15 protein-coding genes are annotated in these 12818 nt (G+C 37.7%); 4 read left to right on the top strand and 11 right to left on the bottom strand.

Going from position 1 to position 12818, the window contains the following annotated elements:
- Positions 1 to 2: 2 nt before the first annotated feature.
- The 3 genes from STA7437_RS17260 to STA7437_RS17250 form a co-directional block, all read right to left on the bottom strand.
- Positions 3 to 227, bottom strand: coding sequence for an indolepyruvate ferredoxin oxidoreductase subunit alpha (locus tag STA7437_RS17260; RefSeq protein WP_015194674.1), 225 nt, complete (start codon positions 225 to 227; stop codon positions 3 to 5).
- Between the two features lie 88 nt (positions 228 to 315).
- Positions 316 to 1107 (bottom strand): LmeA family phospholipid-binding protein, encoded by a 792-nt coding sequence (locus STA7437_RS17255; protein WP_015194673.1) that lies wholly within the window; start codon positions 1105 to 1107, stop codon positions 316 to 318.
- Positions 1108 to 1167: 60 nt separating this feature from the next.
- Positions 1168 to 2085, bottom strand: a complete 918-nt coding sequence (locus STA7437_RS17250; RefSeq protein ID WP_015194672.1) for an alpha/beta fold hydrolase — start codon at positions 2083 to 2085, stop codon at positions 1168 to 1170.
- Between the two features lie 241 nt (positions 2086 to 2326).
- Here STA7437_RS17250 and clpS point away from each other — a divergent pair, with 241 nt between their 5' ends.
- Together clpS and STA7437_RS17240 are read left to right on the top strand one after the other, a co-directional pair.
- Positions 2327 to 2620, top strand: coding sequence for an ATP-dependent Clp protease adapter ClpS (gene clpS, locus STA7437_RS17245; RefSeq protein ID WP_015194671.1), 294 nt, complete (start codon positions 2327 to 2329; stop codon positions 2618 to 2620).
- A 135-nt stretch (positions 2621 to 2755) separates the two neighbouring features.
- Positions 2756 to 3586, top strand: a complete 831-nt coding sequence (locus STA7437_RS17240) for a CPBP family intramembrane glutamic endopeptidase (RefSeq protein ID WP_015194670.1) — start codon at positions 2756 to 2758, stop codon at positions 3584 to 3586.
- A 145-nt stretch (positions 3587 to 3731) separates the two neighbouring features.
- Here STA7437_RS17240 and STA7437_RS17235 read toward each other — a convergent pair whose 3' ends face one another.
- Positions 3732 to 4961, bottom strand: a complete 1230-nt coding sequence (locus tag STA7437_RS17235; protein ID WP_015194669.1) for a TetR family transcriptional regulator — start codon at positions 4959 to 4961, stop codon at positions 3732 to 3734.
- A 229-nt stretch (positions 4962 to 5190) separates the two neighbouring features.
- On the opposite strand from STA7437_RS17235, the gene STA7437_RS17230 reads away from it, so the two are divergent.
- A complete protein-coding gene (locus STA7437_RS17230; RefSeq protein WP_015194668.1) occupies positions 5191 to 6015 on the top strand; it encodes an acyl-CoA desaturase in 825 nt (274 codons plus the stop codon).
- A gap of 35 nt (positions 6016 to 6050) precedes the next feature.
- Here STA7437_RS17230 and STA7437_RS17225 read toward each other — a convergent pair whose 3' ends face one another.
- The 5 genes from STA7437_RS17225 to STA7437_RS17205 form a co-directional block, all read right to left on the bottom strand.
- The gene (locus STA7437_RS17225) at positions 6051 to 6389 is read right to left on the bottom strand and encodes a type II toxin-antitoxin system PemK/MazF family toxin (protein ID WP_015194667.1); all 339 of its coding nucleotides are present in this window, start codon (positions 6387 to 6389) and stop codon (positions 6051 to 6053) included.
- Positions 6383 to 6625 (bottom strand): AbrB/MazE/SpoVT family DNA-binding domain-containing protein, encoded by a 243-nt coding sequence (locus tag STA7437_RS17220; protein WP_015194666.1) that lies wholly within the window; start codon positions 6623 to 6625, stop codon positions 6383 to 6385. Before STA7437_RS17220 ends, STA7437_RS17225 begins: the two co-directional genes overlap by 7 nt.
- A gap of 194 nt (positions 6626 to 6819) precedes the next feature.
- Positions 6820 to 8211: a 1-acyl-sn-glycerol-3-phosphate acyltransferase gene (locus tag STA7437_RS17215; protein ID WP_015194665.1), complete on the bottom strand. Its 1392-nt coding sequence runs from the start codon at positions 8209 to 8211 to the stop codon at positions 6820 to 6822.
- A gap of 204 nt (positions 8212 to 8415) precedes the next feature.
- Positions 8416 to 8901, bottom strand: coding sequence for a hypothetical protein (locus STA7437_RS17210; protein ID WP_015194664.1), 486 nt, complete (start codon positions 8899 to 8901; stop codon positions 8416 to 8418).
- A 247-nt stretch (positions 8902 to 9148) separates the two neighbouring features.
- The gene (locus STA7437_RS17205) at positions 9149 to 9976 is read right to left on the bottom strand and encodes an alpha/beta hydrolase (RefSeq protein WP_015194663.1); all 828 of its coding nucleotides are present in this window, start codon (positions 9974 to 9976) and stop codon (positions 9149 to 9151) included.
- 240 nt (positions 9977 to 10216) lie between these two features.
- Here STA7437_RS17205 and STA7437_RS17200 point away from each other — a divergent pair, with 240 nt between their 5' ends.
- Positions 10217 to 11203, top strand: coding sequence for a zinc-dependent alcohol dehydrogenase family protein (locus tag STA7437_RS17200; RefSeq protein WP_015194662.1), 987 nt, complete (start codon positions 10217 to 10219; stop codon positions 11201 to 11203).
- Positions 11204 to 11272: 69 nt separating this feature from the next.
- Here STA7437_RS17200 and STA7437_RS17195 read toward each other — a convergent pair whose 3' ends face one another.
- Both STA7437_RS17195 and STA7437_RS17190 read right to left on the bottom strand, forming a co-directional pair.
- Positions 11273 to 12139: a transglutaminase-like domain-containing protein gene (locus STA7437_RS17195; RefSeq protein WP_015194661.1), complete on the bottom strand. Its 867-nt coding sequence runs from the start codon at positions 12137 to 12139 to the stop codon at positions 11273 to 11275.
- Positions 12140 to 12331: 192 nt separating this feature from the next.
- Complete coding sequence (locus STA7437_RS17190) at positions 12332 to 12811, bottom strand: GNAT family N-acetyltransferase (RefSeq protein ID WP_015194660.1); 480 nt, start codon at positions 12809 to 12811, stop codon at positions 12332 to 12334.
- Positions 12812 to 12818 lie beyond the last annotated feature (7 nt).

The raw sequence follows: 12818 nt of genomic DNA, 5'->3' as shown, positions 1-12818 counted from the left end.
GATTAAGGTGTTTGTTGTAAATCAGGTCTTTCTTCCGCCACGATCGCACCTTCTACAGGACATACTTGTAAACAGATACCACAATCAATACAAGTAGCAAAATCGATCCAATACCATTCTGTACCCTTGGCGTTTTTTCCTGGTCCTGGATGAATACAAGCAACGGGGCAAGCATCGACGCAATCTGCTACGCCTTCACAAATTTCAGTAACAATTGTATGGGGCAAAGTATTTTTACTCCTAGATGATTGAGCAAAGAAATTGTAACAAAATTTATTTTTAATTAAAAGTTGCTAAGTTATGTAACTTTTAGCTTTAGCCAACTTGAGGAACTCGCTCAATTTGAGCATAACCACTAAATAAAAGGTTTTTTCCCTCGGTTTCTAAGCGATTTAGTCGCATAGTGACCCCATCTAAATCAAATCGGTCTAGATCTACCATTTCATTGAGAATTTCTCCCAAAGCAGTAGTAAGTTTTTGGGATAGTTCCTGTAACTCCTCGGGAATCGGATCGGGATCAAACTGAAGATTACCAAAAATAATTTTTCTTCTTCTGGCAACTTCTAAAGTACAACGAAAACTAACAGGAATACTGCGCTCGCTCCAAGAGGCTTTAGCAAAAAGTTGGATGCTATTGTTGGGTAATAACTGTACTTCTACATCGGTAAAAGATACAGGTTCACCGCCTGAAATTTCGGTTAAAGCAGGTAAATCAAGATTTTCTAATCTTTTCCTCACTAAATCCGCTTTAAATGATTTATTAATATCGGTTTCGGTTAATTTAACTTGTGCGATCGCTTGAGTTGGTTGTTTTAGTGAGATTTTACCTTGTAATACCGAACTAAAGTCAAGTGCAACTGTATCCGTTTCAAAAGACATCTCTTCGGTACGAAAATCACGACGAATTACCAAGCCACGACCACTCATTTTAAAACTATCAATCGTTCCTTGTAACAATTTACTAGAAGGATGACAGCGAACCTCAACCTCTACTAACTCGCTACGAGTAAATAAGTGGCGGATGGTATTACTAGCTACGGTATTGAGTAGATTTTCTCCCCAATCACCGCCTCGATCCTTATTAAAGCCAACAAAGCCACCAAACATAAAGCTACTTATAGAGCGACAGTCCTCTTCATTTGTAACAAAATATTAAGAACTAAGCAATTAATCATTTGAATCACTGACAGATAAAATCCATGAATCTATTAAATTATTTACTTGATCGGGGATTTCATCGTGAGGACAGTGACCAGCTTTGAGGTAGTATTCGGTTAGATTGGGATAATATTGGCGAAATTTTGCACCTCTTGCTCTGGAATTGATCCAAGGATCGCCTTCTCCCCACAACATTAACAAAGGACATTGCATCTGTTGAAGTAAATGATCGACTTTTTCTCCTTGGGGACTTTTGAAAACAGAGGTAAAGACTTGCAGCGCACCAGGATCGCAAGAGGGACGATAAATATCTTCTACCAGTTGGTCGGTAACAGCACTGCGATCAAGATAAACTTGTTCTAAAGTTTGGCGAATTTTACTTTTACGACGAATAAACTGAAACAGAAAATAACTAGCCCAAGGTTGGAGTAGAATCGAACGAGTCATGTTACCCCTTAGTTGTCGAAAAGAAGCTTTATTATTTGGGTTAGGATTGGGATTACTATCTGAAAATGGCCCAGCACTATTGAGTAAAATTAAACCTACTGCTGATTGGGGACGTTGAGCAGCAACACACAAACAAGCATAACCACCTAAAGAGTTACCAGCTAAAACTGCTGGTTGTTTAATCACTTCGGTTATAAAATCATCAAGTTGATCGCGCCACAAATCACCACTGTACTGTAAATTTGGTTTAGCCGAACGCCCAAAACCCAATAAATCTATTGCCCAAACTTGCCAATTTTTTTGTAAACCTGCAATATTTTTGCGCCAGTGATCAGTTGAAGCACCAAAACCATGTACCAAAAGGATTGGTGGTTTTCCTGTTTGCTGTTCCCCTGCTTGAACATAATAAATTGAATGTCCTCGCCATTGCCAATAAGTTCCAGGGAAAGAAGGTGGTTCAATAACTACAGTTTTCGTCATTACTTCCAGAGATGTTAAATATTATTAACTTTTTTACTGTACAGTTTAACTAAACCTGAGTTATCCTGACAAAAGTAGTCGTAGTCAAGCGATCGCTCTTGGAAAACAAAAGACAACTAAGAACCGTGAGCAAAGGTTCAATTGTCCTGATTGGGGACGGAATAATATAAAATTAAACCGATTGAAATTTTTCGTGAATCATCTTTAGTACAGTTTAGAAAATTTTTTAGGGAGAAGAGTCGTGTCTGTTGGAACGTCTATTATTGAAAAATCTTCAACTTCGACAGTACGCAAACCAGCACCTCGTTATCGCGTTTTACTTCACAACGATGACTTCAATAGTATGGAGTATGTCGTTGAAACGCTGATGCAAACCATTGCAGGAATGACTCAACCCCAAGCCGTTAACATTATGATGGAAGCTCATACTAATGGGGTTGGTTTGGTGATTATTTGTACTTTAGAACACGCCGAATTTTATTGTGAAACTCTTTGTAATCACGGTTTAACTAGTACAATTGAGCCTGATGAATAAGAGATATAGTTTTTCTCATTTAATCAGATACAGTTTATTTCCCTGGTTGAGCCTTAATGGTTGATAATTAATGGTTAATTGGTAACCAATCACTGTTAACTGTTTTTTTGCCTATTTGAGAAAGGTTTTAAGCTATTGCGATCGCATTTTAAAAAAGTAAGTTCCTATCCAGCACCACTGAGAATAGGAGTTTTTTTATTAGTTTTGTTGCTAATCTGGTTACCATTAGCAGCACCAATTTATTTATTGCTCAAAAATGACCCCAATTTAGTTACGATTCTCACAATGGGGTTATTATTTATTGAGTTTTTAATTCTGTCTTGGATTTGGGGTAAATATTTTTATCGACAACCAAATTTCCTCAAACATTATGGTTTAGTTTGGACAAAAAATAATGGTTTGAATTTATTAAAAGGACTAGCGATCGGTTTTTGTTTTTGTTGGGGTTTATTTGGGTTAGAAGCAATTTTTGGTTGGGTAAAGTTTAATGGGGCTTCAGAATTTATTTTACGAATAGTTTTAGAAGGTTTACTTAGTGCTTTAGGAATTGCTTTAGCTGAAGAATTAGTTTTTCGCGGTTGGATTTTAACTGAGCTAGAACAAGATTATCCGAAAAAGAAAGTTGTTTTTATCAATGCTTTTGTTTTTGCTTTAGCTCATTTTATGAAACCAATTGCAGAAATAATTAGAACTTTAATTACTTTTCCTGCTTTATTTATTTTAGGCTTAACTTTAGTTTGGGCAAAATGGGGACATCGAAACAGACTAGGAATTTGTATTGGTCTTCATAGTGGTTTGGTTTGGGCTTATTATATTCTTAATGTAGGCAATTTGTTAACCTATACTAATAGAGTTCCTACTTGGATCACAGGAATTGATGGTAATCCAATTGCAGGAATAATGGGCTTATTCTTTCTAACTTTTTTAGCTATTTGGATGAAAAAATCCTTACCACGATCAGGTTAGAGCGATACATTTAAAATCAGTTATCAGTGAGCAGGAAGTAAAAAGTAAAAAGTTATGAATGATGAGGGATGAATAATTAACCATTAACATAAGCGAAGCGCACTACCGTAGGTCTCAACAATCAACAATCAACTATTATCAAAAATTAAGGTTTTTGATCAAGAAGATGCGCTTGTTCGATTGCCAACTTTTCTCTAGCTCTTCGTGCATAGGGTTGTAAATCCTCGACTTCTATACCGCTCAAAATACTTAAATCCTCTAACTCAATTCCTTTGAGCAACATTTCGACACACCAAGTCTGGCGAGTTTGTTCTATGCTTGGAGATTCACCTTGAGGCGTAAGTAAACCTTCAGTCCAATCTTGCCATAAAGCTTGTAATTCCGACTCAGACAAAGGTTGTTGTTCTTGATTGATAAACATAGTTAATTGGTTATCTTTACGGCTTTTCAACCACTGAGTTAAGGGATTGTTTTGAGAAAAACCATAGCGTTTTCCCATAATCCATTGATTGAGGGGAACTTGTCGTATAGGATTACCATTAATCTCTAAAAGATATTGCTGCGGTTCACTGATTAAATGCGATCGCTTTAAATTTATCACTTCTTGAGGTGATAAACCTGCTCCAAACAAAAGATAAACCAAAGCATAATCTTGTCTTCCTTGTTTTTTTGCTTGTTGGAAGATTGAGTGGACTAAATTAGCTGGTAAATCCGTCACTGTCGCTACTTGAGCGGAATAAGTCTTTGTTGCAGTAGTCACAGATGTTGCTATTGGAGACAGAATTGCACCCTGTAAAAATAACTCCATTAAACTCTCTAAAAAATCATCTTGTCCTTCCCAAAGCGGATCTCCTTCACTGATTGAATTGATTACAAAATAACCCAACAAAAGTCCATTCAGTAAACTGGCTAATTTTTCTGGGGGAAAACGACTCTGTAATCCTTCAATAGCGATCGCTTTTGCTAAATGTTGGGCAATATAAGTGTTAGCTTGGGCAACTCCTCGTCCTAATGCTAAACGATTTTCAACCGGATATTGACCTGCTTCTCCCACTAGGGAACGGACTAACTCAGGAACTCGTTCCAGAGCCTGTAAACTAACCTTGGCATAATCTTTGAGGGCATGAGAAACACTTTCCTTTGAATTAGCTTGTTCGACTAAAGCTTTGCCTAAGCGAGCAAACATCGCAGAATCTTCCATCACGGCTAAAAGTAACCCATGTTTATTACCAAAATGACGAAATAAAGTAACTTCATTGACTTGGGCGCGTTCGGCAACTGCCTTCGTTGTCGTTTCGGTAACTCCTTTTTCTGCAAACAAATCTAGTGCAGCCTCGATGAGACGGGTTTTAGTTGATTTTTTTTGGGCAGACATAAATAAAAAAATGTAAGTTCCACTTGCAATGCTAGTCAAAACTTGTTAAACTGCAAAATGTAAGTAGCACTTGCATATCTCTTTCAAATTACAGATAATCCCCAAAAAAAGATTAGTGTAGCCCAATGAGGTACAGACAAGCATTACAGATGTAAGGTATTTCCGCCATCATCCGCTAGAAGTTGCTTACATTCGCTAATCTAAAGTATTTTAAGGACAAAATTAGATAATGACACAAACGGCAATTTCTCCTGAGAGAAAGTCTCAGCTTGTTCTCTCATGGAAAAGTGTGGCTTTATTCTCTACAATTCACGCTTTAGCATTGCTAGCCCCTTGGTTCTTTTCTTGGTCAGCTTTGGGTGTGATGATTTTCCTTCATTGGCTATTTGGTAGCATTGGAATTTGTTTAGGATATCATCGCCTGTTGACTCATCGAAGTTTTCAAGTACCGCAATGGCTTGAATATATTTTAGCAACTATAGGTTCGCTGGCACTTCAAGGAGGTCCAATTTTTTGGGTGGCTGGTCATCGAATACATCATGCCTATACTGAAGATGAAGAGAAAGACCCTTATTCTGCTAAAAAGGGATTCTGGTGGAGTCATATGCTTTGGCTATTGTATCCAAGGGAAGAGTTTTTTTCTTATGAATCTTATAAAAAGTTTGCTCCAGATTTAGACCGAGATCCCTATTATCGTTGGTTGAATAAAAATTTTATTTTACTACAAGTTATTTTAGGACTAATCTTGTACGGTTTAGGTGGCTGGTCTTTTGTGATTTATGGTATCTTCCTCAGAGCCGTCTTACTGTGGCACAGCACCTGGTTAATTAACTCTGCTAGTCATCGTGATGGATATCAAAATTTCCCAGTTGAAGATAATTCTCGTAATCTGTGGTGGGCAGCTATTTTAACTTATGGAGAGGGTTGGCATAATAATCATCACGCTCATCCTCGTGTGGCAAAGGCGGGACAGCGTTGGTGGGAAATTGATGTAACCTGGTGGGCAATTAAAGCACTTCAGATGCTAGGGTTAGCCAAAAAGATTGTGGTATAGTCTTTCCGACACTTAATTAAGTTTATTATTCTCTTTCATGACACTAAAGGAGATAAACGTGCTAATACTTCTTCAATAACTTCTGATGGTGCTTTTTCGATCAACTTTGCTTGACGAATTTGCCAATCTAATAACCGCACTTGGTCGGCTAAAATAACACCATAAGTATTTAATCCTTGGGGTAAAACAACTTCAAACCGCCAACCTTTTACCTGGCTGGTAATTGGACAAGCTAGGATAAAATGAGAGATACGATTATATGCAACAGGGGAAATTACTAATGCTGGTCTTATTCCTGCTTGTTCTTTGCCTTGTTGGGGACTAAATGAAAGTTTGATAATGTCTCCTCTATCTGGGATGTAATACTTTACCATTGTTCTTTTCCCGTCGCTTCACCCCAATCTATTTCCGAGTGCAAATTCTCTTCTCCCATTCCTTCGAGTAATTGCTCTAAAGTATATTTCTTGCGCTTGAGAGGAGTAACAATTAGTTTGTCTTCTGCTGTTGATATTTCTATTTCATCTCCTTCTTGCAATTGTACTTGTTCAGCTAAGTGTTTTGGGATACGAATACCCAAGCTATTACCCCATTTAGCTATTTTAATAGGCATATTTTATATATACTATGTTTATTTTAAGTATATACCGAAAATTGCGTGCGATCTCGCCCAGGAGCGAGGCGGGAAGCGAGAAGTTCGCTCCTTGCGTCGCGATCGCAATATAAATAATTTATCTTATATACTTTTAGGATTACATTTTCCTAATTCATCTAGAGGAAGCAGTTCCCAAACAGTATTTGAGTAATTTAAACAATCATCTTTTCTAAAGCAATCTGTAAATCGTGAGTTAATTGAGCAACAGCTTGTTTAGCCCCTTGTCTATTTTGTTGGTATGCGATCGCTCTTTGATTGACAGAAATTGGTTCTCCGATGGTAACTCTTGATTTACGCCAGCCTAAGCGGGGACGACGAGGATTTCTAGTGCCTTTAATTCTGGCGATCGCATCAAAGAGAATGAGACTGGTTTCGGCAAATCTTTCAAAGCAAGGTTTTTCCTGAATATAAGTACCTGTAACTGCGACAAAACTTTCTACCAAGCGCATATGTAACATTCGTAAACTAGCTTCTGCTGCGATCAAGTCAGCTAAACCTCGTTTGAGAGAAGATAAACTTTTTAAGTTACTTAGTTCTTCGCGATAAATGTAATTCCAACCAGCTTCTTCTAAACGACGGCAGCGTTCAATAATATTTCCTTTTTGTTTTAAACCAAAATATTCTTCTCCTACTTGCAAAGAAAGATCTAGTAAATTTTGAAGTCTGACAGTTAAATTTTCTTCTCGACTAAGGGATTGAGGTAAATCAGGAAAATGGCGATGATAAAAGTGACGATAAAAATGTTCCATCTCTGTCAGCAAATATTCACCCAATCTTAGTAAACGTTGATAATAAAATTGTTCGGGTTTTTCTGTGCTGGCAACCTCGATTGATTTAGCTAAACCACAATCAGCTTCTAATTTACTTAACAACCAATCTAGCTTTGACCACTGAGGATTAATGTAACGATACTGAATGTTAATTGGAACAACGACAACTTGTTCTACACGCTTAGCTTTTGCCAAATCTTCAACACACCAAAAAGCTAATTGAGCAACACCAGGTTCAAGGGGACTAACAACCTCACTATGACCATTGGTAGCACCTTCAGGAGCAACTGTGAGTGGAAACCGACCATTAACTAATAATTCTCTAGCTTTTTTAATCGCCTGCCAATCTAGAGTTTTACCCCGATGCACGGGAATACCTCCTATCTGGGCAAACAACCAACCTAACCAATTACCAGCCCAAATTGTCATACCCCTGTCATACATAAAATGACTGTGAATAGGAGATTGTAGAGAAATACCTTGTTGACGAGCAAGTTTAGGTATTGCACGGGAAAATAAATACAAACCACTAAGTGGATCGTCTACTTCACAATGACGAAAGGCTAAGATGAGGCGAATTTTGTTATTCTGAAATTGATGGTAAAGATCGACTAAAGTTTCTCCATTAACTGTTTCAATTGGGCTAATTCCTGCTGGTAACCACGGTTGTACGCGGAATCTTTGCAACATTGGCAAAGACAAATGAACCATCCGTAAAACAAAAGGATTAAAAGTGGGAGGAATAAAATCTAGTTTTGGTTGGGCGTGATCCATTTTTCAGTTATCAGTTATCAGTTATCAGTTATCAGTTATCAGTAGAGACGTAATATGTTACGTCTGTACACCAGTTATTAGTTATCAATTTAAGCTAATTATTTTCTGTTCCTATAAATAAAAAACTTATTATTTATCACTTAGGTGAATTAGCGAGAGGTTCGCTTCTTTCAGTCGCGGTCTGCTCCGCAGGCGCATTAAAGATCAGCGATCGCGTTTAAGATCGTAAATCACTTTTTCTGCTACCCAATTGGGGGAACGATCTGGATGAGAAATTAAAGTTCCAGATAAAAGACGGTTAGCTGTTTGTCGATTGTGTACTAATCTTAATAGTTCCTGACGCAACTTGGGGCTAATGCGATCAAGTAGAGAAGAATTATTGTTATTTATCGCAGGTATGGAGTTGACCAAAGAAGGCTTGTAAGCATTAACCAGATGCCAACCAATCACACCCGTTCCGATTGCCAAACCAGTTAAACCAACAAGATTTTTAAAATTGTCTGAGGGTTCATTATATCTTGGGCTATTACTATAAGCATAAGTGTTTTGATTGAAAATTGTTTCAGTTGCGATCGCTTCATTAACGAGATTATCTTGATTAGCTCGAACGGGTAACGCCATGAAACTACTAGCAATACTTGTTCCAATTAAACTCGTCAAAATCGTTTTGAAAGGAAATCTTTTGTGCATATTGTCAGTTATTAATGTGTTTTGATTTACATTCTGACGAATAAATATGACATTACAGTGTCATCAGTATGACGAGAGCTAACCTTTAGTGCAACTGTTATAAATAGATTCTGTAGAAAAATTTAATTAATAACGCGATCGCATTAGAAAAAGATTATGCTTTTAGAAGTTAATAGAATTAGGGAAGAAATAAAGGAATGAAAGCTTTTCGCAGTTGGGTTAGAAAGCAATTGTGCCAATAAAATTATCAATTTCTGTTTAACCAATCTTTTATATCTGTTAGTACTTCTTGATAGTTCAAATCGTTGTGAAGTTCGTGATAGCTATCAGGATATTCTCGAATTTCTTTATCAGCTAAAGTCAAGCGTTCAAAAAAAAGTCTACTGCTTTCTGACAAAGTGACTCGATCCGCGCCACCATGAAGAATCAAAAGAGGAATCTGTAGTTCCGTCACATGAAGATAAATCCAATCAATTGTTTTTAACAATTCTGTTGCTAATCTGGCAGTACCTTGACTATGACGTAAAGTGTCTTGGGCGCAAGCAGCTACTACTTCAGGATCGCGAGAACTAGCGGAGAAGTCTATCCCTGTATCTAGAGAAAAATGAGGCAAAATACGTGATAATAGTTTGCCAATAAGAATTTTCCAGGGATTAACACCTAATCCTAACGCTGGTGCTATCAAAATTAATCCTTTTAGTTGGTTTGATGGTTCTCGTAACACATAGTCTAAAGCAATTGTTCCTCCAAGACTTTGACCAATAACGAATAATGGAAGTTCTGGTTCTTTGGTTTTAACTAAATGAAGAAAAGCTTTTAAGTCGGCTCGAAATTCTGCCCAATTATTAATATAACCTCTTTGACCAGGCGATCGCCCGTTTCCTCGCAAATCAAAACTATAGACGATATAATCGCGTTCAATTAGATATTTGATCATCTTAGTAAAAATACCACTATGTCCACCGTGTCCAGGAATAATTACTAAAACCGCTTTAGCTAAAGTTTGAGGATGCCAACTTTGGCAGTAAAGATTAAGTCCATTTGCACCAGGGAAAGTTCCCTCCCAATGTTTCATGGTAATTATTTATTTAGATAATTCAGATCACCATTAAAGATAGACTTTTCTAGCTACAAAATAGTTCAAGCTTTTCTCTCAATTACAGCAGTTTTCAATTGATACCAAATTAAACGGTGTTCACTACAGAAGGAAGCCGTTCGCCTCTGACAAACACAAAAATAAATTTGCCACTAAAAAATAATCGAATTTCTACTAGCTAATCGCTATAATCTTGTTACAGCATTGGGGTTAGAAGCCATGCGTGCTATGATTCTTAACGAACCAGGTCAATCTTTACGAAAAGTTGAGTTACCTGTGCCTACTCCTCAACCAGAACAAGTTTTATTAAAAGTTCGAGCTTGTGGAGTTTGTCGTACTGATTTACATATAGTAGATGGCGAATTACCTCACCCTAAGTTACCTCTGATTTTAGGACATCAGATTGTTGGAATAGTAGAACAAGTAGGAGCAAAAGTCAGCAAATTTATTCCTGGCAACCGTGTCGGTGTACCTTGGTTAGGTTCTACCTGTAACTGTTGTCGTTATTGTTTATCTGGAAGAGAGAATCTTTGCGACCGCGCTCAATTCACAGGCTACAATCTAGATGGTGGTTATGCTGAATATGTCGTAGCTAACGAAAATTTTTGTTTCTTTATTCCCAATGACTATCCAGATTTACAAGCAGCCCCTCTACTATGTGCTGGTTTAATCGGTTATCGCTCCTACAAAATGACTGGGGATGCAAAACGTGTGGGTTTTTATGGTTTTGGTGCTGCTGCTCACATTTTGCTCCAGGTAGCTTGTTATCAAGATAAGCAAGTTTATGCTTTTACTCGTCGGGGCGATACTCAAGGACAACAATTTGCTCTTAATTTAGGTGCAGTTTGGGCTGGTAGTTCTGAGGAATTACCACCTGATGAATTGGATGCAGCCATTATTTTTGCTCCTGTTGGTAATTTAGTACCAGCAGCCTTACACGCAGTAGCTAAAGGAGGTGTGGTTGTCTGCGCCGGCATCCATATGAGCGATATCCCTTCCTTTCCCTATGAAATTTTATGGTCAGAACGAGTTTTACGCTCAGTTGCTAACCTCACTCGCCAAGATGGAGAAGAGTTTCTCACTCTAGCCCCTCAGATTCCCATTCATACCGAAGTAACTCCTTTTGCTCTAAGTAAAGCTAATCAAGCTTTAGAAGCTTTACGCTCAGGTAAAATTAATGGAGCAGCGGTGTTAGTTGTCGATTAAGAAAAAATCAAATTTTTTTTTGCTACTTTTCTCTTCTACTCTTAAAGCTTCTTAGATCATTAGTTGTATTTAAAAGTTTTCATCAGGCACATACACGAGAGATTCGCTCTTTCTTTTGGCATCTGCGCCAGTTGCAGGTTGACGTAATTCTTCTGCTACCTGTTCGATATCTACTTTCATATTGTCCATTTGAACATTACCAAAAACGGTGGCAAAAGAAACATCTGCTGCATCTTTTCCTGTACCAATTTTCACAAATCCTTCCCGTGGTGCAAGACGGGTAGCATCAAATAAGTACCAGCGATTTTCTAAATAAGCTTCAAAACAAGCGTGAAAATCAGGTGGTTGTAATTGATTAGCATAGACGGCAACAAACCTAGCAGGAATATTTAAAGCACGACAAAAAGCAATTCCCAAATGAGCAAAATCTCGACAGACACCAACACGTTCTACGGCGATATCATAAGCAGAGGTGTGAGAGTCTGTACTACCAGATAAGTAAGTAACTTTATTATAAATCCAGTCACAAATTGCCTGAACTCTGGAATATCCAGGTTCTAAGTTGCCAAACTCGTCTTGTGCCAGTTGCATTAGTCTGTCAGACTGACAATAACGCGAGGGATAAAGATAATACAAAGTTTCTAATGGTAAGTTTGAGGGAGGTACTTCAGTAATCTCATGAGGATTTTCCTTCGTAAAAGTTAAGTCTACAGTTGCTTGATAAGAAATTTTTAATTTGCCTTCAGGCACAGTTAATCGTAGATAACGATTATTGATAAAAGGAGTAACATATTCTTCGTATTCTAATTGAGGTTCGATCTGAAGATTTTCCTCAATAATAGTTTGAGATTCATTTTCAACTGCACAGATGTTGAAGATAAAAGTGCTGACAGAAGCAAGACTGTAATCAAGTTGGCATCCAAGCCTGTATTTCATATATTGTCAAGTTAAAAATTTGGTTACAAACGCTCTAGCTTTAAATTAACTTTTTCAACAAAAAAATTTCAATGGACTTGTTGTCTTTTGATAACTTGTCAGAATTTACCAAAGAGCTAATCTAATTAGAATAAGGCGATCGCGATTAATAAAACAACAAACTAAGCAGATCTTGAGACTAATATCTATAAATTAGAGCTTTTTAAAATATCTGGCAACTGGAAACAAACTAAAGCCTGCTTTTTCATAAGTGTGACGTGCTGAAGCATGACCAGTATCTCCTCCAGTCTCAACCATAGCAACAGACATCCCAGCTTCTTTTATCCAAGTAAGAGCAAATTTGATCATAGCAGTGCCAATACCCTGACCTTGAAAGTCTGGATCGACAGCAACCATGTAGATTTCACCCATGCTATCCTCTGAGTGTAGTTTCACGGCTATAAAACCCACAGTAGAACCCGCATCGATAGCAACCCAGACATTTGTGTCTTCAGCAGCGCAGACATCTTCAACAGCTTTTTGTTGGCTTACACGCCAATCATTGGGATAGAATGCCTGATAAACATCAGTGTCCATCGCGTTCTGAATCGAATCGAATACAGGAGTCCATGCCCGAAGCGAAAGACGGATAACAGCATCAAGGTAGCTGGGGTGATATGGTTCGATTTGCATTTTGTTA

Source organism: Stanieria cyanosphaera PCC 7437 (assembly GCF_000317575.1).
In the GTDB taxonomy this organism is placed as follows: Bacteria; Cyanobacteriota; Cyanobacteriia; order Cyanobacteriales; family Xenococcaceae; genus Stanieria; species Stanieria cyanosphaera.
The sequence above is the reverse complement of the archived record's forward strand: the minus strand, read 5'-3'. Positions and strand labels throughout refer to the sequence as shown.

Excerpts from the sequence above, each read along its gene's own strand:
- STA7437_RS17255 (WP_015194673.1), bottom strand. The coding sequence starts at position 1,107 with ATGTTTGGTGGCTTTGTTGGCTTTAATAAGGATCGAGGCGGTGATTGG.
- STA7437_RS17250 (WP_015194672.1), bottom strand. The coding sequence starts at position 2,085 with ATGACGAAAACTGTAGTTATTGAACCACCTTCTTTCCCTGGAACTTAT.
- STA7437_RS17235 (WP_015194669.1), bottom strand. The coding sequence starts at position 4,961 with ATGTCTGCCCAAAAAAAATCAACTAAAACCCGTCTCATCGAGGCTGCA.
- STA7437_RS17230 (WP_015194668.1), top strand. The coding sequence starts at position 5,191 with ATGACACAAACGGCAATTTCTCCTGAGAGAAAGTCTCAGCTTGTTCTC.
- STA7437_RS17225 (WP_015194667.1), bottom strand. The coding sequence starts at position 6,389 with ATGGTAAAGTATTACATCCCAGATAGAGGAGACATTATCAAACTTTCA.
- STA7437_RS17220 (WP_015194666.1), bottom strand. The coding sequence starts at position 6,625 with ATGCCTATTAAAATAGCTAAATGGGGTAATAGCTTGGGTATTCGTATC.
- STA7437_RS17215 (WP_015194665.1), bottom strand. The coding sequence starts at position 8,211 with ATGGATCACGCCCAACCAAAACTAGATTTTATTCCTCCCACTTTTAAT.
- STA7437_RS17210 (WP_015194664.1), bottom strand. The coding sequence starts at position 8,901 with ATGCACAAAAGATTTCCTTTCAAAACGATTTTGACGAGTTTAATTGGA.
- STA7437_RS17205 (WP_015194663.1), bottom strand. The coding sequence starts at position 9,976 with ATGAAACATTGGGAGGGAACTTTCCCTGGTGCAAATGGACTTAATCTT.
- STA7437_RS17200 (WP_015194662.1), top strand. The coding sequence starts at position 10,217 with ATGCGTGCTATGATTCTTAACGAACCAGGTCAATCTTTACGAAAAGTT.
- STA7437_RS17195 (WP_015194661.1), bottom strand. The coding sequence starts at position 12,139 with ATGAAATACAGGCTTGGATGCCAACTTGATTACAGTCTTGCTTCTGTC.
- STA7437_RS17190 (WP_015194660.1), bottom strand. The coding sequence starts at position 12,811 with ATGCAAATCGAACCATATCACCCCAGCTACCTTGATGCTGTTATCCGT.